Genomic DNA, 22,074 nt, shown 5'->3' on the forward strand with positions numbered 1-22,074 from the left:
GACGCTTCGCGACGATGGATGCTACCTGATCCCCTCGACGACACGCGCAACTTTCCCTCCTGACTTAGTTTTCTTGTTGTCGGATTTGTCTGGTCTTCTTGATTGCGGCGCCGCTGTCCCACCGAGCGCCGCTTCGATTTTCCTTACCATCGCCACGAGACGAGGTCCAATGTCGTTGAGAAGACGATCTTCCGTGAAGCGGAATGCGGGCGCGCCGCAGTTGAATGCGTAGGGGCCGGTGCCATCGTTCAACGTCAGCGCGACTCCCGCAGCGTGCACGTCGTCCTGCCATTCGCCGACCGAAATAGCAAAGCCGTGCTTGGCGACCATCTCTTCGGAGCGTTCGATTCCTTCCTTGATGCGCGGCCAGCGGCTGCCGTAGTGCTCGCGCATGTCGCGCAGCAAGGACGCACGTTCGTCGCCTTGCAGTGCACACAAGTAAGCGCGGCCCATCGCGGTGGTCGCGATCGGAATCCGCGAGCCGACGTCGAGTTGCACGCCCACGGTGAGGCTGGAGCGCGCCTGGCCGACATAGATCATGCTGATCCGGTCGCGCGCGCCGACCGCGACCGCGCCGCCGGTCTGCTGCATCAATTCGTCGCGGAACGGCTGCGACAGGTGACGGACGCCGAGATTGGCGAGCGCCGCATAACCCAGCGACATCGCTGCCGGCGCGAGCTGATACTTCTCGAATCGCGGCACCTGGGTGAGATAGCCGAGCTTGGTCAGCGTGTAGGTCAGCCGCGAGATCGTCGGCTTCGGCAGTTTGGTCCGCGCCGCGATTTCCTGATTGCCGAGCAGGCCGTCATTAGGGCCGAACGCACGCAGGACTTCGAGGCCGCGCGACAGCGCGACGACGAAACTGCGATCGGTCGCGGCTTTTTTCGGCGGACGTTTCATTCCCGGCACGTTTGATTGATTATGGTCGTCGTTGACAAGCGACGCTCTTCAAAATATCCCTCGCTGTCAAGATGTGAAACTAAATTTCGCACTGCGAAATAGATTTAGATCAATCAAGAAACGTAGCCCGAGGAGAATGCAATGAGCGAAGTCGTCACGCGCGAACGGCACGATGGTATCGCGATCGTCACCGTCGACAGCCCGCCGGTCAACGCGCTCAGTGCGGCTGTTCGCCGCGGCATTCTGGAAAACGTCAACGCGGCGGTCGCCGATCCCGAAGTGCAGGCGATCGTGTTGACCTGTGCGGGGCGCACCTTCATCGCCGGCGCCGACATCACCGAGTTCGGCAAGCCGCCGCAGCCGCCGGCGCTCAACGACGTCATCGCCGCGCTGGAGAACTCGCCGAAGCCGACCATCGCGGCGATTCACGGCACCGCGCTCGGCGGCGGCCTCGAAGTCGCGCTCGGCTGCCATTTCCGCGTCGCGGTGAAGGAGGCCAAGCTCGGCCTGCCCGAAGTCAAGCTCGGTCTGCTGCCGGGCGCCGGCGGCACGCAGCGGCTGCCGCGCGCGGTCGGCCCCGAACTCGCGGTGCAGATGATCGTCGGCGGCAATCCGATTGGTGCCGCGGAAGCGCTGAAGCACGGTCTGATCTCCGAGATCGTCGAAGGTCCGGCCTCCGGCGGCGAGGCGTTCGCCCGCAAGGTGCTGGCCGAGAAGTTGCCCGCGCGCCGGCTGCGCGACGACGACTCCAAGCTCGCCGCCGCCCGCGCCGATCGCTCGATCTTCACCAACGCGGTGGCGGCGATGACCAAGAAGGCGCGCGGCCTCGAGGCGCCGTTCGCCTGCGCCGACGCGATCGGCGCCGCGATCGACCTGCCGTTCGAGGAAGGTCTGAAGAAGGAGCGCGAGGGCTTCATGAAGCTCGTGGTCAGCGACCAGTCCAAAGCGCAGCGCTACGCCTTCTTCGCCGAGCGCGAGGCCGCCAAGGTCGACGGCGTGCCGGACGGCACCAAGCCGCGCCCGGTGTCGCGCGTCGCGATCATCGGCGCCGGCACCATGGGCGGCGGCATCGCGATGTCGTTTGCGAACGCCGGCATTCCGGTGACGCTGATCGAGACCGGCAAGGAGCAGCTCGATCGCGGCATGGGCATCATGCAGAAGAACTACGAAGCCACCGCGGCGCGCGGCGGCATCCCGGCGGATGCGCCGGCCAAGCGGATGGGCCTGATCACCGGCATGGTCGGCCTCGACAACGTCAAGGACGCCGATCTGATCATCGAGGCGGTGTTCGAGACCATGGCGGTGAAGAAGGAAGTCTTCACCGCACTCGACGCCTACGCCAAGCCCGGCGCGGTGCTGGCGTCGAATACGTCGTATCTCAACGTCGACGACATCGCGGCGACCACCAAGCGGCCGCAGGACGTGCTCGGCATGCACTTCTTCTCGCCGGCGAACGTGATGAAGCTGTGCGAGATCGTGCGCGGCGCCAAGACCGCGCCGGACGCGCTGCTCACCGCGGTGTCGATCGCCAAGAAGATCGCCAAGGTGCCGGTCGTCGTCGGTGTCTGCGACGGCTTCGTCGGCAACCGCATGCTCGCGGCCCGCTCCAAGCAGTCCGAGAAGCTGCTGTTCGAAGGCGCGCCACCGCAGCAGGTCGACGCCGTCGTCACCAAATTCGGCATGCCGATGGGCCCGTTCGCGATGGGCGATCTCGCCGGCCTGGACATCGGCTGGCGCTCCCGCAAGGACCGCGGCATCAAGTCGGAGATCGCCGACGCGCTGTGCGAGGCCGGCCGCTTCGGCCAGAAGACCGGCAAGGGCTACTACAAGTACGAAGCCGGTTCGCGTTCGCCGCTGCCTGATCCCGAAGTCGAAACGCTGATCAACGACACGCTGACCAAGCTCGGCCTCAAGCGCCGCGAGGTCAGCGACGAGGAGATCCTCGAGCGGATGATGTATCCGATGATCAACGAGGGCGCGCGTATCCTCGAGGAGAACATCGCGGCGCGGCCGAGCGACATCGACGTGGTCTGGCTGTACGGCTACGGCTGGCCGATCTATCGCGGCGGCCCGATGCACTACGCCGACGGCGTCGGCCTCAAGCACATCGCCGAGCGGCTCAGCTACTACGCCAAGGCCACCAACGACCCGTCGCTGGAGCCCTCGCCGCTGCTGAAGAAGCTCGCCGCCGAAGGCAAGACCTTCGCCTCGCTCGGCCAGCCCAACAAGGCGGCGGCGTGAGCCGCCACCCCAGACCTCTCCACGAGTCATTCCGGGATGCGCCTCTTGGCGCAGACCCGGAATCCATAACCCCTGAGCTCTATATTGGGCACTGCGCTGCAGCGTTCTTTGTGAGGCGCAAAGCCAGGGGCTATGGAATCCGGGTTCGTGCTGCGCACGCCCCGGAATGACGAGCTGTTAGTTCTGCTGTCATTACGATTGTGAACCCATGACCCACCCCGGTGAGCAGTACTATCCGCCCGGCGTTCGCTGGGATGCGGAGATCGCGAAGGGCACGTTGCCCGATCTCCTGGCGAAGGCGGCGACCGACTACGCGGCGCGGCCGGCGCTGGAATTCCGCGACGGCCAGATAAATTACGCCGGGCTGCAGGAACGCGCCGACATCGCCGCCGCAGCCCTGCTGCGCGCCGGCTACGGCCCCGGCGCTTCGGTCGCTCTGTTTCTCGGCAACACGCCGGATCACCCGATCAACTTCTTCGGCGCGCTGAAGGCCGGCGCCCGCGTTGTGCATCTGTCGCCGCTCGACGGCGAGCGGGCGCTGTCGCACAAGCTCAGCGATTCCGGCGCGCGCGTGCTGATCACCACCGATTCCGCAGCATTGCTGCCGATGGCGCTGAGGTTCCTCGACAAGGGTCTGCTCGATCGCCTGATCGTCTGCGCCGACTCAGATTGGGGCGCATCGGCCACGCCGCTCGCCCCATTGCCGGACGATCCGCGCGTGATCCGCTACGCCGACTTCATCGAAGGCCCTGCGAAGCCCGCCGCATGGCCGCAGATCTCGCCCGACGACATCGCGCTCCTGCAATACACCGGCGGCACCACCGGCCTGCCCAAGGGCGCGATGCTGACTCACGCCAATCTCACCTCGGCGGTGTCGATCTACGACGTCTGGGGCCTGGTGCGCGCGGGCGAGGGCGGCGCGCATCGCGTGATCTGCGTGCTGCCGCTGTTTCACATCTACGCGCTGACCGTGATCCTGCTGCGCTGTCTGAAGCAGGGCGACCTGATCTCGCTGCATCAGCGCTTCGACGTCGCCGCGGTGTTCCGCGACATCGAGGAGAAGCGCGCCACGGTGTTCCCCGGCGTGCCGACGATGTGGATCGCGCTCGCCAACGATCCGTCGCTGGAGAGCCGCGATCTGTCGTCGCTGACGATGGCCGGCTCCGGCGGCGCGCCGCTGCCGGTCGAGGTCGCGCGATTGTTCGAGCGCAAGACCAATCTCAAACTCAAGAGCGGCTGGGGCATGACCGAGACCTGCTCGCCCGGCACCGGCCATCCGCCGGACGGGCCCGACAAGCCGGGCTCGATCGGGCTGATGCTGCCGGGGATCGAACTCGACGTCGTCGCGCTCGACGATCCGAAGAAGGTTCTGCCGCCCGGCGAAGTCGGCGAGATCCGGGTCCGCGGTCCCAATGTCACCCAGGGCTACTGGAACCGGGCGCAGGAAACCGCGGAGTCGTTCGTCGGTGACCGTTTTCTCACCGGCGATATCGGCTATATGGACTCCGACGGCTATTTCTTCCTGGTCGACCGCAAGAAGGACATGATCATTTCGGGAGGATTCAACGTCTACCCGCAGATGATCGAACAAGCGATCTATGAACATCCGGCGGTGCAGGAAGTGATCGTGATTGGCATCCCCGACGATTATCGCGGCGAGGCGGCGAAGGCGTTCGTCAAGCTGCGCGACGGCGCGAAGCCTTTCAGCGTCGAGGAGCTGCGCGATTTCCTCAAGGGCAAACTCGGCAAGCACGAGCTGCCCGCCGCGGTCGAGTTCGTCGACGAATTGCCGCGCACCCCGGTCGGCAAACTCTCGCGCCACGAACTGCGCAATCAGCTACCCAAATCCACCAACCAGAGCCAACAGCAAACCGCACAGGGAGTCCGCCCATGACCGACGCCGTAATCGTTTCCACCGCGCGCACGCCGATCGGCAAGGCCTATCGCGGCGCCCTCAACGCCACCGAGGGCGCGACCTTGCTGGGCCATGCGATCGAGCACGCCGTCAAGCGTGCCGGCATCGACCCGAAGGAGGTCGAGGACGTGGTGATGGGCGCCGCGATGCAGCAGGGCGCCACCGGCGGCAACATCGCCCGCAAGGCGCTGCTGCGCGCCGGCCTGCCGGTCTCCACCGCCGGTACCACGATCGACCGGCAATGCGCCTCCGGCCTGCAGGCGATCGCGCTCGCCGCGCGCTCGGTGCTGTTCGATGGCGTCGAGATCGCGGTCGGCGGCGGCGGCGAGTCGATCAGCTTGGTGCAGAACGACAAGATGAACGGCTTCCACGCCGTCGATCCGGCGCTGCAGGCGATCAAGGGCGACGTCTACATGGCGATGCTCGACACCGCCGAAACGGTGGCGAAGCGCTACGGCATCTCGCGCGAGCGCCAGGACGAGTATTCGCTGGAGAGCCAGCGCCGCACCGCTGCGGCGCAGCAGGGCGGCAAGTTCGCCGACGAGATCGCGCCGATCGCGACCAAGATGGGCGTCGTCGACAAGGCCACCGGCGAGGTATCGTTCAAGGACATCACGCTGTCGCAAGACGAGGGCCCGCGGCCCGAGACCTCCGCTGAAGGTCTCGCCAGCCTGAAGGCGGTGCGCGGCGAGGGCTTCACCATCACCGCCGGCAACGCCAGCCAGCTCTCCGACGGCGCCTCCGCCACGGTGATCATGAGCGACAAGACCGCGGCGGCGAAGGGCCTGAAGCCGCTCGGCATCTTCCGCGGCATGGTCTCGCACGGCTGCGAGCCGGACGAGATGGGCATCGGCCCGGTGTTCGCGGTGCCGCGTCTGTTGAAGCGCCACGGCCTGACCGTCGACGACATCGGCGTCTGGGAGCTCAACGAAGCCTTCGCCGTGCAGGTGCTGTACTGCCGCGACAAGCTCGGCATCGATCCGGAGAAGCTCAACGTCAATGGCGGCGCGATCTCGGTCGGCCACCCCTACGGCATGTCGGGCGCCCGCCTCGCCGGCCACGCCCTGATCGAAGGCCGTCGCCGCAAGGCGAAGTACGCGGTGGTGACGATGTGCGTCGGCGGCGGCATGGGCTCGGCCGGCCTGTTCGAGATCGTGCACTGAGGAAGTAACAACGGGCACCGACTAAACCTCTCCCCGCGTGCGGGGAGAGGTCGACCGGCGAAGCCGGTCGGGTGAGGGGGCGTTTCAACAAGGCCGAGCGACCGTGCTCGGCTCGCCCCTCACCCCAACCCTCTCCCCGCAAGAGCGGGGCGAGGGAGGATGCTGCCGGTGTCGCGGGCGACGAGTTGAAACTGATTTGATTGACCCAAGGAGGATCCGATGGATCTGAACTTCAGCAAGGAAGAAATCGCGTTTCGCGACGAGGTGCGGCAGTTCTTCAAGGACAACGTGCCGGCGAAGACGCGGCAGAAGCTGGTCGAGGGCCGGCATCCGTCGAAGGACGACATGGTGGAGTGGTATCGCATCCTCCACAAGAAGGGCTGGGGCGTCACCCACTGGCCGAAGGAATATGGCGGCACCGGTTGGAGCAGCGTGCAGCACTACATCTTCAACGAGGAGCTGCAGGCCGCCCCCGCGCCGCAGCCGCTCGCTTTCGGCGTGTCGATGGTGGGACCTGTGATCTACACTTTCGGCAGTGAAGAGCAGAAGAAGCGCTTCCTGCCGCGCATCGCCAGCGTCGAGGATTGGTGGTGCCAGGGCTTCTCCGAGCCCGGCTCCGGCTCCGATCTCGCCTCGCTCAAGACCAAGGCCGAGAAGCGCGGCGACAAGTGGATCATCAACGGCCAGAAGACCTGGACCACGCTGGCGCAATACGCCGACTGGATCTTCTGCCTGTGCCGCACCGACCCCGCCGCCAAGAAGCAGTCGGGCATTTCCTTCATCCTGGTCGACATGAAGACCAAGGGCATCACGGTGCGCCCGATCCAGACCATCGACGGCGGCAAGGAAGTCAACGAAGTGTTCTTCGACGACGTCGAGGTGCCGCTCGAAAATCTGGTCGGCGAGGAGAACAAGGGCTGGGACTACGCCAAATTCCTGCTCGGCAACGAGCGCACCGGCATTGCCCGGGTCGGCATGTCGAAGGAGCGCATCCGCCGCATCAAGGAACTGGCCGCCTCGGTCGAATCCGGCGGCAAGCCGGTGATCGAGAACCCCAAGTTCCGCGACAAGCTCGCCGCGGTCGAGATCGAGCTGAAGGCGCTCGAACTGACGCAGCTCCGCGTCGTCGCCGATGAAGGCAAGCACGGCAAGGGCAAGCCGAACCCGGCGTCGTCGGTGCTGAAGATCAAGGGCTCCGAGATCCAGCAGGCGACCACCGAGCTGTTGATGGAAGTGATCGGCCCGTTCGCCGCGCCCTACGATGTGCACGGCGACGACGACAGCAACGAGACGATGGACTGGACCGCGCAGATCGCGCCGAGCTACTTCAACAACCGCAAGGTGTCGATCTACGGCGGCTCGAACGAGATCCAGCGCAACATCATCACCAAGGCGGTGCTCGGGCTGTAAGCGCGACGCGCGCTCCTTCACCTCTCCCCGTGTGCGGGGAGAGGTCGCCCGGCGAAGCCGGGCGGGTGAGGGGGCGTATCAGCGCAGCCGAGAGTCAGCGACGCGTGTCGCCCCTCACCCCAACCCTCTCCCCGCAAGAGCGGGGCGAGGGAGCACGCCAACCGAATTTCTGAAGGAAAGCCATCACCATGGATTTTGATTTGTCGGAAGAGCAGCGGCTGCTCAAGGAAAGCGTCGAGGGTCTGTTGAAATCCTCGTACGATTTCGACAGCCGCAAGAAATACGCCAAGGAAAAAGACGGCTGGAGCCGCGACGTCTGGGGCAAGTTTGCCGAGCAGGGCCTGCTCGGCCTGCCGTTCTCGGAAGAAGACGGCGGCTTCGGCGCCGGCGCGGTCGAGACCATGATCGTGATGGAAGCGCTCGGCCATTCGCTGGTGCTCGAGCCGTATCTGCCGACCGTGATCATCGCCGGCGGCTTCCTGCGCCGCGCCGGCTCGGCCGCGCAGAAGGCCGCGCATCTGCCGGGCATCATCGACGGCAGCAAGACCTTCGCGTTCGCCCAGCTCGAGAAGAATTCGCGCTGGGATCTCGGCGACGTCTCCACCACTGCCAAGAAGAAGGGCGACGGCTGGATCCTCGACGGCGAGAAGTTCGTGGTGCTGAACGGCGAGGCCGCCGACACGCTGGTGGTCACCGCGCGCACCGCGGGCGGCCAGCGTGACCGCAACGGCGTCGGCGTGTTTCTGGTGCCGGCCGACGCCAAGGGCGTGTCGCGCAAGGGCTACCCGACCCAGGACGGCCAGCGCGCCGCCGACATCACCTTCACCGGCGTCGAGATCGGCGCGGATGCAGTGATCGGCGATCCGGCCAACGGCCTGCCGCTGATCGAGCAGGTGGTCGACGACGCCCGCTCGGCGCTGTGCGCGGAGGCGGTCGGCGCGATGGATGAATCGCTCACCACCACGGTCGAGTACATCAAGACCCGCAAGCAGTTCGGCGTGCCGATCGGCAGCTTCCAGGTGCTGCAGCATCGCGCCGCCGACATGTTCGTCGCCGCCGAACAGGCCCGCTCGATGGCGATGTTCGCCACCATGGCGGCGGATTTCGACGACGCGAAAGAGCGTGCCAACGCCATCGCGGCGGCCAAGGTGCAGATCGGCAAGTCGGCCAAGTTCGTCGGCCAGCAGTCGATCCAGCTGCACGGCGGCATCGGCATGACGATGGAAGCCAAGATCGGCCACTACTTCAAGCGGCTGACCATGATCGAACAGACCTTCGGCGACACCGACCACCACTTGGCGCGCGTCAGCGAAGCCGGCGGGCTGATCTGAGCCTCTCAACGAGTCATTCCGGGGCGCTCACGCAGTGAGCGAACCCGGAATCTCTGTTTCCAAGAACCGCGAGATTCCGGGGAGCGCGCCTGCGGCGCGCATCCCGGAATGACTTGTATAAACGTCATTGCCGGGCTTGACCCGGCAATCCATCTTCTTCGGAAGAGATGGATGCGCGGGTCAAGCCCGCGCATGACGGCCAGAATGCGGAATAACCGCAAACAACAACCTTAGGGAGCGCGCTACCATGACCGCCAACCCGTTCGATCTCACCGGCAAGGTCGCCGTCATCACCGGATCGTCGCGCGGCATCGGGCGGGCGTCGGCGGAGCTGCTGGCGAAGCTCGGCGCCAAGGTGGTGGTGTCGAGCCGCAAGGCCGACGCCTGTGAAGAGGTGGCGCAATCGATCCGCAAGGACGGCGGCGACTCGCATGTGATCGCCTGCAACATCTCGCGCAAGGCCGAGGTCGAGGCGCTGATCGACGGCGCCAATGCGAAGTACGGCAAGATCGACATCCTGGTCTGCAACGCCGCGGTGAATCCGTATTACGGCCCGCTGCTCGACATCGCCGACGAGGCGTTCGACAAGATCATGGCGTCCAACGTCAAGAGTAACATCTGGCTGTGCGCCCGCGCGATTCCGCAGATGGCCGAGCGCGGCGGCGGCTCGGTGGTGATCGTCTCCTCGATCGGCGGCCTGCGCGGCTCGACCGTGATCGGCGCCTACGGGATTTCGAAGGCCGCCGACTTCGCGCTGTGCCGCAGCCTCGCCGGCGAGTGGGGGCCGAGAGGCGTGCGCGTCAATTGCATCGCGCCGGGCCTGGTCAAGACCGACTTCGCCCGCGCGCTGTGGGAAGACGAAGCCAATCTGAAGCGCCGCACCGCCTCGACCCCACTGCGCCGGATCGGCGAACCGCACGAGATCGCCGGCGCGGTCGCTTATCTGGGGTCGGACGCCGCGACCTTCATGACCGGCCAGACCATCGTCATCGACGGCGGCGTGACGACGGCGTCGGTGTAGTCCGCTTTCGCGATACGCAACGCACGAGAAGGTCGAGGCGGTCGCCCCATGCGGACCTCTCCCCGCGCGCGGGGAGAGGTCGGATTGCGCAGCAATCCGGGTGAGGGGGCGCCTCCGCGCAGCCGAGCCTCCGTGTGCGCGTCGCCCCTCACCCCACCCCTCTCCCCGCGAAGAGCGGGGCGAGGGAGCAGGCCGGCGCAAGTTGTTAGTTCATCAGACCGTCTCGCCCACCTTCGCCCCCGCCACGATCTTGCGCAGCTCCGGCAGGCACGAGCCGCAATTGGTGCCGGCGCGCAGGTGCCTGCCGATGTCGTCGACGCTGATCGCGGCGGCGCTCTCGATCGCGTCGCGGATGCTGGTGAGGCCGACGCCGAAGCAGGCGCAGACGATCGGTCCGGTGTCGGCGACGCCGTCGGTGGAGCGGCCGGACAGCACGGCGCGGCGCTGCCGATCGGGCAGCGCGTCAGCCTCGAACAGCGTCTTCACCGCGTCCCATGTCGGCGTCGCCTCGGCCGGGCCGACGAACAGGCAGCCGATCAGCCGACCGTTCTCGAACGCCGCCGCGCGAAAACTCTGGCGCGGTGCGTCGAGATACTCGGCGAGCTCGACGCCGTCGCCGAACAGCGTCGCGGCGCGACCGCGCCACGCGGAGGCGGGTTCGTCGCTCGCGATCAGCAGGCCCGCGCCGTTGCGCACCGCGACGCGTGCCCACCAATCGTCCCCGGACAGCGTCAGCGGTTGCCGCGACAGCACGAAGCCGCGCAGCGCGTAGTCGACTCGCGCGATCGCGGCCGGCGTCGCCTTGGCTTCCGGCTGACCCGAGAACGGATCGGTGACCGGCGCCACCAGCGCGCCGACGCGCGCCGTCGCCGCGGTCTCGCCGCTCCAATGGATCGGCGCGAACAGCGAGCCGCGGCGTTGACCGGCACTGACGATCACCTTGAGGATGCAAGCGCCGTGCGTCGTCGTGATGCGCGCGAAGCCGCCGTCCTTCAAGCCGGCCGCTGCCGCATCGTCCGGATGCAGCTCGACGAACGGCTCCGGCAGATGCGCGCCGAGCCGCGGGCTGAGGCCGCTGCGAGTCATGGTGTGCCACTGGTCGCGAACGCGGCCGGTGTTGAGCAGCAGCGGGAACGCGGGCGAGGGCGCTTCGTGCAAGGCTGGCATCGCCGGCGCGATCAGCCGCGCGCGACCATCGGGCGTGAAGAAATGCCCGTCGGCGAAGAATCGCGTGTCGGTCGCAGGCTTGCCCGCGCGCGCCGGCCATTGCACCGGATCGAGCGCGTTGAAGGCCTCGTCACTGAGGTCGGCCAACGCGCCGATGTCGAAATCGCGGCGGCCGTCGTTCTCGAAAGCCGAGAGTGCGGCGTGCTCGCGAAACACCTGCGCGGCCGAGTGATAAGCGAAAGCGTCGCCGAATCCCATGCGCTGCGCGACCTGCGCGACGCTCCACCAATCCGGCTTCGCCTCGCCCGGCAGCGGCAGGAACGCCCGTTGCCGCGAGATCCGGCGTTCCGAATTGGTGACGGTGCCGTCCTTCTCGCCCCAAGCGGCCGCCGGCAGCAGCACATGCGCGCCGGCGGCGACGGTGTCGTTGCTGATCACGTTCTCGGAGATCACCAAGAGGTCTAGCTTCCGCAGCGCCTCCTGCACGACGTCGGCGCGGGGCAGCGACACTGCCGGGTTGGTGGCCATGATCCACAGCGCCTTGATCTCGCCGCGGTCGATCGCCTCGAACAATTGCACCGCCTTCAGCCCTTCGCGCCGCGCCATGTTCGGCGCGCGCCAGAACCGGCCGACGCGATCGATCGCCTCGGCGTCGAAGCCCATATGCGCGGCGAGCTGATTGGCGAGGCCGCCGACCTCGCGACCGCCCATCGCGTTGGGCTGCCCGGTGAGCGAGAACGGCCCCATGCCGGGCCGGCCGATCCGCCCGGTGGAGAGATGGCAGTTGATGATGGCGTTGACCTTGTCGGTGCCTTGCGCCGACTGATTGACGCCTTGCGAATAACAGGTCACGACGCGCTCTGTGGCGCGGAACAGCGCGAAGAAGCGCGCGATGTCGGCCGCGTCGACGCCCGTCATAGCCGCCGTCGCGGCGATGTCCGGCGCGATCTCCCGAGCGCGCACCAGCGCCTCGGTGAGGCCGGTGGTGTGGGCCTCGAGATAGGCGTCGTCGAGCGCCAGCGTATCGGCGAGATGTACGAGCAAGCCGCTGAACAGCACGGTGTCCATGCCGGGCGCGACCGGCAGGTGCAAATCGTCGTCCTCGACGCTCGCGGTGCGGCGCGGATCAATCACCACGATTGTCGCACCGCGCGCGCGCTTGTTGGCGATGATGCGCTGATACAGCACCGGATGGCACCAGGCGGCGTTGGAGCCGACCAGCACGATCAGGTCGGCCTGATCGAGATCGGCGTAGGTCCCCGGCACGGTGTCGCTGCCGAAAGCGCGGCGATGGCCGGCGACCGAGGAGGCCATGCACAGTCGCGAATTGGTGTCGACATTGGCCGAGCCGACAAAACCCTTCATCAGCTTGTTTGCGACGTAGTAATCCTCGGTGAGCAATTGGCCCGACAGATAGAACGCGACCGAGTCCGGGCCGTGCTTGGCGATGACATCCGCAAAGCCGTTCGCAACCGTGTCCAGCGCATCATCCCAGGACGTGCGTGCCATTGCGCTGTCGGCGCCGCGTCGCATCGGATGCAGCAGCCTTGTGTCGAGCGCCAGCGTTTCGCCGAGCGCCGAGCCCTTCGAGCACAGCCGGCCGAAATTCGCCGGATGCTCCGGATCGCCGGTGATTGCTGCGCCGCCTCGTCCATCGGGCTTGGCGAGCACGCCGCAGCCGACGCCGCAATAGGCGCAGGTGGTGCGCACCGCGGGCGGGTGTTGCGTCGGTGCGTTCATCAATACACGTCCTGCTGGTAGCGGCCCTGCTTCTTCAGCTCGGAGACGAAGGCGGTGGCCTCCGCCGGCGTGCGCGCGCCGTGCTGCGCGACGATGTCGACCAGCGCTAGCTCGACGTCCTTGGCCATCCGCTTGGCGTCGCCGCAGACATAGATGTTCGCGCCTTCGGTGAGCCAGCTCCACAGATCGCGGCCGACCTCGCGCATCCGGTCCTGCACGTAGATCTTTTCGCCGCTGTCGCGCGACCATGCCAACGACAGTCGCGTGAGGAGACCGCTGCGCTTCATCGCGTTGAGTTCGTCGTCGTAGAAGAAATCACAGGCCGAGCGCTGATGGCCGAAGAACAACCAGTTCTTGCCGGGCGCGGCCACCGCCTGCCGCTCGTGCAGGAAGGCGCGGAAGGGTGCGACGCCGGTGCCGGGGCCGATCATGATGATCGGCTGGTTCGGATCGGCCGGCAGCGCGAAATTGTGCGCCTTCTGCACATAGACGCGCACGGTGTCGCCGGGCGTCACGCGTTCGGCGAGGCCGGTCGAGCAGACGCCGAGCCGTTGCCGCTTGCCGATGGTGTAGCGCACGCAATCCACCGTCAGCGACAAGCGGCCGGGAGTCGTCTTCGGCGACGACGAGATCGAATACAGCCGCGGCTGCAGCGGATCGAGCGCCTCGACGAAGGCTTCCGGATCGGGGCGGATGCCGGGAAACTTCTCCAGCGCCGCCAGCACGTCGAGCGTCGCGGCGTCGCCGTCCGGATCCTCGCCATTGGCGAGCGCGCGGGCTCTCTTCCGCTTGTCGCCACCGGTGATGTAGCTGATCAGCTGGAACAGCATGTCGGGCGCGGGCGCCAGCGACACGCTGTCGATCAGCGCCTCGCGCAGCGTGCGGTCGCCGATCGGGAACGTCGCGGGGGCGCCGAGCGCCTTCAGTACCAGCTCGACCAGCCTGGGATCGTTGCCCGGAAACAGCCCGAAGGAATCGCCGACCTCGTAGGCGAGGCCGTCTTCGAGGTCGAACTCGATGTGCCAGGTTTCCTTCTCGGAGCCGTCCTTGTTCAGCTTGCGGCGCGACAGCACTTTGGCCGTGGCCGGATTGTCGCGCGAGGTGCCGCGCGGCGGCAGCGCCACGGCGGGCGCCGCATCGGTCGCGAGCGATCGCGCGTTGTCGGCCTTCGGTGCGCTGCCGATCTGCTCGGCCAGCGTCTTGACCATGCGGGCGGTGTCCTTGCCGCCAGGGGCGCATAGATTCAGCCGCGTCTCTTTCCCTTCGAAGATCGCCGCCGAGTAGTTGCGGCAATCGTAGCCGCATTGGCCGCAATCCTGCTGCGCCATCGCGGCCATCAGCTTCCAGCGTAACGGCTTGCCGTCGGCGAGCTGCATCCGCTCCCCGATCGGCAGCGTCTGGTCGTGCCACGGCGCGCCGCCATCGTCGTCCTCCGCGGTGGGCGCCGGGCCGCCGGCCAGCAATGCGGCGGCCTGTTCGCTCGATAGCGCGGTGACGCCCGCGTCATCGAGCGAGACGAGGCCGGCGAAGAAACCGTTCAGCCAGGCGCGCTGCTCGTCGGAGAACGGCGCGGTCTCCGGGACCAGCATGGGGATCGGCGGCGGCATATTCTGGCTCATGCACCGGTCTCCAGAGCGAACAGACGTTGCAGCGTCGGGGTGTCGTGGCGGCGCGCGAAGGCGAGGAAGGTTTCGTCCGGCGAAGCGCGTTGCGCGAGATACGTGCTCAGCATTTGCGCGATGACACGCGGCGCGTCGTCCTGTCTGACGTCGCGCAGCACTTCGGCGCCGATCGCGGCGCCTTCGCCGAACGCACCGCCGACATGGATGTGGAAGCCCTCGACGGTGTCTTCGTCGGAGATCGCCACCTTGGCGCCGATCAGGCCGATGTCGCTGATGTAATGTTGCGCGCAGGAATGATGGCAGCCGGTGAGGTGGATGTTCACCGGCGTGTCGAGTGGCACCCGCGGCTCGCAATAGCCCGCGATGGCTTCGGCGGTTTCCTTGGTCTTGGCGGCGCCGAACCGGCAGCCGGTGGCGCCAGTGCAGGCGATCAGTCCGGCGCGGATCGGACTGGCGTCGATCGCGAGGCCGAGCGCGACGATCGCCGCACTTGCGTCCGCGACACGCGCGTCCGGAACGCCGGAGATCAACAGGTTCTGCCACACGGTCAGCCGGATATCGCCGTCGCCGAAATTGTGCGCAATCTCGGCGAGGCCGCGCATCTGCGCGCTCGTCAGCTTGCCGAGCGGCAGCCGCACGCCGATCCAGTTCAGCCCGGCCTGCTTCTGGCGATGGACGCCGATATGCGCGGCGCGATCCTGCGCCGGCCGTGGCTGCGCGGCCTCCGCGGGCACGCGCACCAGCTTGCGTCCGAGCCGCCCCTCGACCCGCCTGAGAAACTCATCGAAGCCGAAACGGTCGAGCACGTATTTCAGCCGCGACCTGGCCCGGTCGGTGCGGTCGCCGTGCTCGATGAACACCCGCACGATCGCGTCCGAGACTTCGGTCGCTTCATCCGGCGGCACGATCACGCCGGTGTCGCGGGCAAAATCCTTGTGGCCGGTGATGCCGCCGAGCGAGAGCCGGAACCACACGCCCGGTTCGACGCCGTGGCCGTCGCCGATCGTCACCGCCTGGAACGCGATGTCGTTGGTGTCCTCCAGCGTCGGGATCAGCCCGCCACCGTCGAAGGCGACGTTGAATTTGCGCGGCAGGCCGTACAGCGCGCGCTCGTTGAGGATGTGGAAGTGCCACTCGCGCGCGTAAGCGCGGGTGTCGAGCAATTCCTGCGGATCGATGCCGGCGGTGGCCGAACCGGTGACGTTGCGGATGTTGTCGGCGCCGGCGCCGCGCGCCCACAGGCCGAGCGACTCGATGCCTTCGATCAGAGTCACGGCGTTCTTCGGCGCGATCTCGCGCATCTGCAGATTGGCGCGCGTCGTCACGTGGGAATAGCCGCCGGCACAATTGTCGGCGATGTCGGCGAGGCCCTGCATCTGCCACGACGTCAGCACGCCATTGGGAATCCGCAACCGGCACATATAGGAGCTCTGGGTCGGGGCGACGTAGAACAGCCCGTAAAAGCGCCAGCGGAAATTGTCGGCCGGCTTCGGCGGCGTATTTGTCTTGGCCTGCTGCTTCAGCCGCGCATAGGCGTCGAACGGATGCTCCTCGCGCTTCCACTTCTCCGCTTCGGCGAGTTTCTTGCCCGCGGCAGTGTAGCGATCCTGCGCGGCGATGTGGATCGCGTCGGGGCCGGAGGGCTGCGCGCTGCCGGCGGCGGGCAGGGCGCCGCGCTGCACCCGCGCGGCGTTGATGCCGGTGGCGAAGCCTTCCAGGTATCGCTTCTGGTCGATCGTGAATTCGCTTCCCATCAGGTCCTCAAGCGGCAACGGATTTGCCGGCGCGCGCAGCGAGCGCACGGCCGAACATCATGTCGTGGCGAATGGCGTCGATCGATTGGCCGGAGCGGATCAGGTCGAGATACCAGAGCCCGTCGGCCGTATCGCCGAACAGCACGCAGCCGGTCAGCCTGTCTCCCTTGATCACCAGCTTCTTGTAGCTGCCGAGGCCCGGGTCGGTGAGCACGATCTCCTCGGTGCCCGGGCTGCCGAGGAAATCGCCGGCCGAGAACAGATCGACGCCCGACACTTTGAGATTGGTCGCCAGCACGCTGCCGCGATAGGCGCCGTCGCGGCCCGCGAGATGCGAGGCCAGTGCGCGCGCCTGCTCGTAAGCCGGCTCGACCAGGCCGTAGCAAGCGCCGCGATGTTCGGCGCATTCGCCGATCGCGTAGATGTCGCGCTTGCTGGTTTGCAGATGATCGTCGACCAGAATGCCGCGGCCGATGTCGAGGCCGGCGGCGCGCGCCAGTTCGACATTGGGGCGGATGCCGGCGGCGACCACGACGAGATCGGCGGCGAGGGTGCGGCCGTCGGCGAGCTGCACCGCCTCGACGCGGCCGTCGCCGATGATCGCCGCGGTGTCGGCGGAGAGTTCGACAGTGATGCCCTTGCGCTCGACCGCGCGCTTGAGCATCGCGGCGGCGGTCGGATCGAGCTGGCGCTCCATCAGCCGGTCCATCAGGTGTACCACGGTGACCTTTGTGCCGGATTTGGCGAGGCCGTAGGCGGCCTCGAGCCCGAGCAATCCGCCGCCGATCACCACGGCGCTGCGGCCACCGGAGGCGGCCTGTTCGATCGCCGCGACGTCGGCGAGATCGCGGAAGGTGAGCACGCCCGGCAGCTCCATGCCGGGCACGTTCAGCCGGATCGGCTTCGAGCCGGTGGCGATCACCAGTCGGGAGAACGGTAGCGTCGCGCCGGTGGCGAGCCGCACCCGGCGGATCGCGGGATCGATCGCCTTCGCTGCGGCGCTCTCGCCGTACAGCAGCGTGACGCCGCGGTCGCGCCACCATTGCGCCGGCCGCAGCTCGATCTCGGTGGCCGGGATTTCGCGCGCCAGCACCGACGACAACAGCACGCGGTTGTAGGCGAGCCGCGGCTCGTCGCCGATCACCGCGATGGCGTAGCGGCCGAGCGCGGTCTTGGCGAGTTCCTCGACCAGCCGCACCGCCGCCATGCCGTTGCCGATGATGACGAGCGGCTCGCTCATCGGCGGGCCTCGCCAATCCTTCCTTCTCCCCTTGTGGGAGAAGGTGGCGCGGACACCGTCCGCGCCGGATGAGGGGTGCCACGCGCAAGGCGCCGGCGTCCGCGCGACCCCTCACCCGCCTTCGACGCTGCGCGTCTCAGGCACCCTCTCCCACAAGGGGAGAGGGAAGGGGTGCGTGCCGTATCGCGCGCTGACTTCCTCATCACGCCGCCACGCCATAGGCTTCCGCGATCATGTAGTTCGACAGCGTTGCGTAGGCCGCGGTCCACGCCTCGGCGAGGTCGGGCGTCCAGGCTCCGCCCAGCCCCTGTTCGAGCGTCCACAGCAGCGCGGCGCCGACCGGCGCGTAGTGCGTGGGCTGCACGCCGTAACTGACATGCAGTTTGGCGAGCCGGCTCGCCGCCGGCAGGATCGCCGGCAGATCGGTCAGCCCGCCGACCACCACCGCGAGCGTGCCCATCAGCTTCTTACCCTGGTCGCGGATGTCCGCCTTGGCGAACAGCGGCTGCACCTCGGGCGCGATCTCGAACAGCCGGCCATAGAACAGGCTCGCCGCCTGTTCGGAAATCGGTGCGACCTTGGCGAAGCTCTGCTGAACCAGGGCGATCTGTGCGGGGGTCATCGGACCTCTCCTTGCTGCGTGAGGGGAGGTCGTATGTCTTTGCGGGCCGCGATCGGTTCACGTCCCGCGACGTGCGCGAGGCACGTCAGGCGTAGGCGGCAGCGATCATCCGGCCGGACAGAAACACGTACAGCTTGGTCCAGGCGTCCTCGACGGCCGGCGTCCAGTGCGTGCCGAGACCTTCGCGCATGCTCCACAGCAGCGCCTCGCCGACCGGCGCATAATGCGACGCTGTCACGCCGTAGTGCACGTGATCCCTGGCGAGCTTGTCGGCGACCGACAACAGCCCGGAGAGATTGTCGAGACTGCCGACGATCACCGCGAGGGTCGAGATGAACTTGCGCTTGAGGTTCGCCATGTCGTCGCGAAACAGCGGCCGCGAGTCCGGCACCAGTTCGAACAACCGGTCGTAGAACAGGTCGACCATCACGTTCGACCGCGGCCACATCCGGTCGAACGAGTTCTGAATCTCGGCGACTTCCGCCGGCGAAAGACCGTGTGAGCGAGACATGGCGCGCAGTAATCCGGAAATGCGGGGACGCATTCATGCGATTTGCCCTCGAATGTCAAGTGTCATCGATTTGTCATCGAGCGTGCTAAGCGGCCTCGATGTAGCGATGACGCTCGTAGAGGAATTCGAGCACGCGCTGACGGCACTTGAGATAGGTCGCGTTGGTGGCGAGCTCGAGCCGCTTGCGCGGGTGCGGCAGCGGCACGTCGAGCACTTCGCCGATCCGCGCCGACGGCCCGTTGGTCATCATCACGATGCGGTCGCTGAGCAGCACCGCCTCGTCGACGTCGTGGGTGATCATCAGGATGGTGTTGTTCAGCTTCTGGTGCAGCGCCATCACCGAGTCCTGCAGATGCGCGCGGGTCAGCGCGTCGAGCGCGCCGAACGGCTCGTCGAGCAGCAGCACTTTCGGCTCCATCGCCAGCGCGCGGGCGATGCCGACGCGCTGCTTCATGCCGCCGGAGATTTCCGACGGCCGCTTGTCGGCGGCGTGCGCCATCTGCACCAGATTGAGATTGTGCAGCGTCCAGTCGTGGCGCTCGGTTCGCGACTTGCTCTTGGCGAACACCTTGTCGACGCCGAGCCGGACGTTCTGATACACGGTCAGCCAGGGCAGCAGGCTGTGGTTCTGAAACACGACGGCGCGGTCCGGCCCCGGCGAATTCACCTCGCGGTCCTCCAGCAGCACGCCGCCGATCGTCGCCCGCGTCAGCCCGGCGACGATGTTGAGCAGCGTGGACTTGCCGCAGCCGGAGTGGCCGATGATCGAGACGTATTCGCCGCGGTCGATCGTCAGGCTGATATCCTTCAACACTTCGGTGGTGGCGGCGCCGCGGGTGAAGGTCTTGTCGATGTGATCGAGCTTGAGATAAGCGGTCATGTCGCGCGCTCCCTTAACCTGCAGAGGTGCCGTGGGTGACGATCCGGCCGAGCCCCGCGATCATGCGGTCGAGCACGAAGCCGATGATGCCGACATAGAACAGCGCCAGAATGATCTCGCTGATATGCGAAGAATTCCAGGCGTCCCAGATGAAGAAGCCGATGCCGACGCCGCCGATCAGCATCTCGGCGGCAATGATCGCCAGCCACGACAGGCCGATGCCGATACGCAGGCCGGTGAAGATGTAGGGCGCCGCCGAGGGCAGCATCACCTTGGTGAAAAACTCCAACGGATTGAGCTGCACCACGGCGGCGACGTTGCGATAGTCCTGCGGAATGTTGCGGATGCCGACAGCGGTGTTGATGATGATCGGCCAGATCGAGGTGATGAAGATCACGAAGATCGCCGAGGGCTGGCCGTCGCGGAAGGCGGCGAGCGCCAGCGGCAGCCAGGCCAGCGGCGGAATCGTGCGCAACACCTGGAAGATCGGATCGAGTCCGCGCATCGCCCACACCGACTGGCCGACCAGCACGCCGAGCGCGATGCCGACGATCGCCGCCAGCGAGTAGCCCAGCGCGACACGCTGCAGGCTGGCGCTCAGATGCCAGAACAGCCCCTTGTCGAGGCCGCCGCGATCGAAGAACGGATCGAAGATCAACTCCTTGGTGTCGCTGTAGACCTTGGACGGCGGCGGCAACGCCGAACCCGCCTGGCGGCAGACCAGCTCCCAGAACACCATCAGCAGCGTGAACACGATCAGCGGCGGGATCACCCGGGCCGCGGTCTCGCGCGCCGCCTTGATGTATTTGTCCGCGCGCGGCTGCAGCTTCGGTCGCATCGCCACCACCGCGGAAGGTGGCGGCGCGAGCACGGTGATGGTCTCGGTCTCGGATTTGATGGCGGTCATCGACATCGGCGTGGCTCTCCGTCGTCAGAAGGGGAGGGCCGCGCCTGCGCGCGGCCCATGGTGGCGGTTACGCATCGACGCGCTTGATCGACAGCGACTTCAGGTACGCGGCGGGATCTGCCGGGTCGAACACCTTGCCGTCGAAGAACGTCTCCTGGCCGCGCGAGGTCGAGGCCGGCAGCGCGCTGACGCCCAGCGCCTTGGCGGCGTCCTTCCACAAATCCTCGCGGTTGACCTTGGCGATCAGCGCCTTGCTGTCGAAGCCCGGTTCGTACTTGCCCCAGCGGATGTCCTCGGTCATGAACCACAGATCGTGGCTCTGATACGGGTAGGAGGCGAAGTCGTCCCAGAACTTCATGATGTGCGGCGAGTTCTCGACCACCTTGCCGGTGCCGTAGTCGAACTTGCCCTTGACCCGGTCGGTGACATCGTCGACCGGGCAGTTGATCCACTGCCGCTTGGCGCAGATCGCCGCGACCTCGTCGCGGTTCTCCGGCCTGTCGCACCATTGCTGCGCTTCCAGCACCGCCATCAGCAGCGCCTTGGCGGCCTTCGGGTACTTGTCGACCCAGGCGGCGCGCATGCCGAAGGATTTTTCCGGATGCTTGTTCCAGAGTTCGCCGGTGGTGATCGCGGTGTAGCCGATGTTCTGGTGGATCAGCTGCAGATTCCACGGCTCGCAGACGCAGAAGCAGTCCATCGTGCCGACCTTCATGTTGGCCACCATCTGCGGCGGCGGCACCACGATGGTTTCGATGTCCTTGTCGGGATCGATGCCGCCGGCCGCGAGCCAGTAGCGGATCCACAGATCGTGGGTGCCGCCGGGGAAGGTCATCGCCGCCTTGATCGCCTTGCCGGAGGCCTTCTTCTTCTCCAGCGCGACTTTGAACGGCGCGGTGTCGAGACCGACCTTGATGTCGGCATATTCCTTGGCGACCGAGATGCACTGGCCGTTCAGATTGAGCCGCGCCAGTATGTACATCGGCGTCGGCACGTTGTTCTGCGTCACCTTGCCGGCGCTGATCAGATAGGGCATCGGCGTGAGGATGTGCGCGCCGTCGATGCCGTTGCCTTCGGAGCCGAGCACGAGGTTGTCGCGCGTGGTGCCCCACGACGCCTGCTTCAGCACTTCGACGTCGGGCATGCCGTATTTGGCGAAGATGCCCTTCTCCTTGGCGACGAACAGCGGCGAGGCGTCGGTCAGCGCGATGAAGCCGAGCTTGGCGCCCTTCACCTCGGGGCCGCCCTCCTGCGCGAAGGCGCCGCCGGGCAAGTTCAGCTTCGCTGCAGCGAGCAATGCGGCTGCGCTGCCACCGGCCTTCAGGAGTTGGCGGCGGCTCACTCTGCTTCCGGTGCGGTCCTTGCTGATCATCGTTGCCATGTTCCCTGCTGGGGTCGCGCGACCCTGTTTGTCGGTGATGCGGACGCCTTCGAAAAATCGGCAAAAAAAAGCCGCCGCCTGGCCTCGCTTGCACGAGCCAGGACAGCGGCATTGCTGTCGGAGTTTTCGATGGACGCCGGGGCACCCATCGGTGACCCGTACTAAGCATTGCGAAAACCGTGCCAACTGATCGCGGTGGGCGTTACGTCAGTCTTTGCAATTAGTTGACGTTTGCGCCGGGGAGTGTCCGAGGCGGCGCGCGGCCGCCG

The 22,074-nt window shown here is 66.8% G+C and carries 16 protein-coding genes; 6 read left to right on the forward strand and 10 right to left on the reverse strand.

The features are described from left to right. Nucleotides 1-21 precede the first annotated feature (21 nt). Nucleotides 22-900: an IclR family transcriptional regulator gene (locus RPB_RS08785; RefSeq protein ID WP_011440641.1), complete on the reverse strand. Its 879-nt coding sequence runs from the start codon at nucleotides 898-900 to the stop codon at nucleotides 22-24. A gap of 141 nt (nucleotides 901-1,041) precedes the next feature. On the opposite strand from RPB_RS08785, the gene RPB_RS08790 reads away from it, so the two are divergent. From RPB_RS08790 to RPB_RS08815, 6 genes are all read left to right on the forward strand, one after another. Next, nucleotides 1,042-3,141, forward strand: a complete 2,100-nt coding sequence (locus RPB_RS08790) for a 3-hydroxyacyl-CoA dehydrogenase NAD-binding domain-containing protein (protein WP_011440642.1) — start codon at nucleotides 1,042-1,044, stop codon at nucleotides 3,139-3,141. A gap of 208 nt (nucleotides 3,142-3,349) precedes the next feature. Beyond that, nucleotides 3,350-5,035 carry a dicarboxylate--CoA ligase PimA gene (gene pimA / locus RPB_RS08795; protein WP_011440643.1) on the forward strand — a complete coding sequence of 562 codons (1,686 nt, stop codon included), beginning with the start codon at nucleotides 3,350-3,352 and terminating at the stop codon, nucleotides 5,033-5,035. Beyond that, nucleotides 5,032-6,219, forward strand: a complete 1,188-nt coding sequence (locus RPB_RS08800) for an acetyl-CoA C-acyltransferase (protein ID WP_011440644.1) — start codon at nucleotides 5,032-5,034, stop codon at nucleotides 6,217-6,219. The genes pimA and RPB_RS08800 overlap by 4 nt, the downstream gene beginning before the upstream one ends. Nucleotides 6,220-6,438: 219 nt before the next feature. After that, the gene (gene pimC, locus RPB_RS08805) at nucleotides 6,439-7,629 is read left to right on the forward strand and encodes a pimeloyl-CoA dehydrogenase large subunit (protein ID WP_011440645.1); all 1,191 of its coding nucleotides are present in this window, start codon (nucleotides 6,439-6,441) and stop codon (nucleotides 7,627-7,629) included. A gap of 188 nt (nucleotides 7,630-7,817) precedes the next feature. After that, a complete protein-coding gene (gene pimD / locus RPB_RS08810) occupies nucleotides 7,818-8,960 on the forward strand; it encodes a pimeloyl-CoA dehydrogenase small subunit (RefSeq protein ID WP_011440646.1) in 1,143 nt (380 codons plus the stop codon). A 247-nt stretch (nucleotides 8,961-9,207) separates the two neighbouring features. Next, nucleotides 9,208-9,981, forward strand: a complete 774-nt coding sequence (locus RPB_RS08815; protein ID WP_011440647.1) for an SDR family NAD(P)-dependent oxidoreductase — start codon at nucleotides 9,208-9,210, stop codon at nucleotides 9,979-9,981. 213 nt (nucleotides 9,982-10,194) lie between these two features. Here the strand turns inward: RPB_RS08815 and RPB_RS08820 are convergent, their stop codons facing one another. The 9 genes from RPB_RS08820 to RPB_RS08860 all read right to left on the reverse strand — a co-directional run bounded on the left by RPB_RS08820 (nucleotide 10,195) and on the right by RPB_RS08860 (nucleotide 21,796). Continuing rightward, a complete protein-coding gene (locus RPB_RS08820) occupies nucleotides 10,195-12,888 on the reverse strand; it encodes a nitrate reductase (RefSeq protein ID WP_011440648.1) in 2,694 nt (897 codons plus the stop codon). Next, complete coding sequence (locus tag RPB_RS08825) at nucleotides 12,888-14,507, reverse strand: sulfite reductase subunit alpha (protein ID WP_011440649.1); 1,620 nt, start codon at nucleotides 14,505-14,507, stop codon at nucleotides 12,888-12,890. The genes RPB_RS08820 and RPB_RS08825 overlap by 1 nt, the downstream gene beginning before the upstream one ends. Next, nucleotides 14,504-16,264: a NirA family protein gene (locus RPB_RS08830; protein WP_011440650.1), complete on the reverse strand. Its 1,761-nt coding sequence runs from the start codon at nucleotides 16,262-16,264 to the stop codon at nucleotides 14,504-14,506. The genes RPB_RS08825 and RPB_RS08830 overlap by 4 nt, the downstream gene beginning before the upstream one ends. Before the next feature lie 7 nt (nucleotides 16,265-16,271). Continuing rightward, nucleotides 16,272-17,504 carry an NAD(P)/FAD-dependent oxidoreductase gene (locus tag RPB_RS08835; protein WP_011440651.1) on the reverse strand — a complete coding sequence of 411 codons (1,233 nt, stop codon included), beginning with the start codon at nucleotides 17,502-17,504 and terminating at the stop codon, nucleotides 16,272-16,274. A 202-nt stretch (nucleotides 17,505-17,706) separates the two neighbouring features. Continuing rightward, entirely contained in the window at nucleotides 17,707-18,126 is a 420-nt protein-coding gene (locus RPB_RS08840) for a globin family protein (RefSeq protein ID WP_011440652.1), read from the reverse strand. Between the two features lie 85 nt (nucleotides 18,127-18,211). Next, nucleotides 18,212-18,637 (reverse strand): globin family protein, encoded by a 426-nt coding sequence (locus tag RPB_RS08845; protein WP_041798116.1) that lies wholly within the window; start codon nucleotides 18,635-18,637, stop codon nucleotides 18,212-18,214. Between the two features lie 85 nt (nucleotides 18,638-18,722). Continuing rightward, nucleotides 18,723-19,517, reverse strand: a complete 795-nt coding sequence (locus RPB_RS08850; protein ID WP_011440654.1) for an ABC transporter ATP-binding protein — start codon at nucleotides 19,515-19,517, stop codon at nucleotides 18,723-18,725. 13 nt (nucleotides 19,518-19,530) lie between these two features. Further along, nucleotides 19,531-20,430 (reverse strand): nitrate ABC transporter permease, encoded by a 900-nt coding sequence (gene ntrB / locus RPB_RS08855; RefSeq protein ID WP_011440655.1) that lies wholly within the window; start codon nucleotides 20,428-20,430, stop codon nucleotides 19,531-19,533. Between the two features lie 61 nt (nucleotides 20,431-20,491). Further along, nucleotides 20,492-21,796, reverse strand: a complete 1,305-nt coding sequence (locus tag RPB_RS08860) for a CmpA/NrtA family ABC transporter substrate-binding protein (RefSeq protein WP_011440656.1) — start codon at nucleotides 21,794-21,796, stop codon at nucleotides 20,492-20,494. Nucleotides 21,797-22,074: the final 278 nt, after the last annotated feature.

This window comes from Rhodopseudomonas palustris HaA2 (assembly GCF_000013365.1).
Classification (GTDB): domain Bacteria; phylum Pseudomonadota; class Alphaproteobacteria; order Rhizobiales; family Xanthobacteraceae; genus Rhodopseudomonas; species Rhodopseudomonas palustris_J.

Coding starts and splice junctions, on each gene's coding strand:
- RPB_RS08785 (WP_011440641.1), bottom strand. CDS start 900: ATGAAACGTCCGCCGAAAAAAGCCGCGACCGATCGCAGTTTCGTCGTC.
- RPB_RS08790 (WP_011440642.1), top strand. CDS start 1,042: ATGAGCGAAGTCGTCACGCGCGAACGGCACGATGGTATCGCGATCGTC.
- pimA (WP_011440643.1), top strand. CDS start 3,350: ATGACCCACCCCGGTGAGCAGTACTATCCGCCCGGCGTTCGCTGGGAT.
- RPB_RS08800 (WP_011440644.1), top strand. CDS start 5,032: ATGACCGACGCCGTAATCGTTTCCACCGCGCGCACGCCGATCGGCAAG.
- pimC (WP_011440645.1), top strand. CDS start 6,439: ATGGATCTGAACTTCAGCAAGGAAGAAATCGCGTTTCGCGACGAGGTG.
- pimD (WP_011440646.1), top strand. CDS start 7,818: ATGGATTTTGATTTGTCGGAAGAGCAGCGGCTGCTCAAGGAAAGCGTC.
- RPB_RS08815 (WP_011440647.1), top strand. CDS start 9,208: ATGACCGCCAACCCGTTCGATCTCACCGGCAAGGTCGCCGTCATCACC.
- RPB_RS08820 (WP_011440648.1), bottom strand. CDS start 12,888: ATGAACGCACCGACGCAACACCCGCCCGCGGTGCGCACCACCTGCGCC.
- RPB_RS08825 (WP_011440649.1), bottom strand. CDS start 14,507: ATGAGCCAGAATATGCCGCCGCCGATCCCCATGCTGGTCCCGGAGACC.
- RPB_RS08830 (WP_011440650.1), bottom strand. CDS start 16,264: ATGGGAAGCGAATTCACGATCGACCAGAAGCGATACCTGGAAGGCTTC.
- RPB_RS08835 (WP_011440651.1), bottom strand. CDS start 17,504: ATGAGCGAGCCGCTCGTCATCATCGGCAACGGCATGGCGGCGGTGCGG.
- RPB_RS08840 (WP_011440652.1), bottom strand. CDS start 18,126: ATGACCCCCGCACAGATCGCCCTGGTTCAGCAGAGCTTCGCCAAGGTC.
- RPB_RS08845 (WP_041798116.1), bottom strand. CDS start 18,637: ATGTCTCGCTCACACGGTCTTTCGCCGGCGGAAGTCGCCGAGATTCAG.
- RPB_RS08850 (WP_011440654.1), bottom strand. CDS start 19,517: ATGACCGCTTATCTCAAGCTCGATCACATCGACAAGACCTTCACCCGC.
- ntrB (WP_011440655.1), bottom strand. CDS start 20,430: ATGTCGATGACCGCCATCAAATCCGAGACCGAGACCATCACCGTGCTC.
- RPB_RS08860 (WP_011440656.1), bottom strand. CDS start 21,796: ATGATCAGCAAGGACCGCACCGGAAGCAGAGTGAGCCGCCGCCAACTC.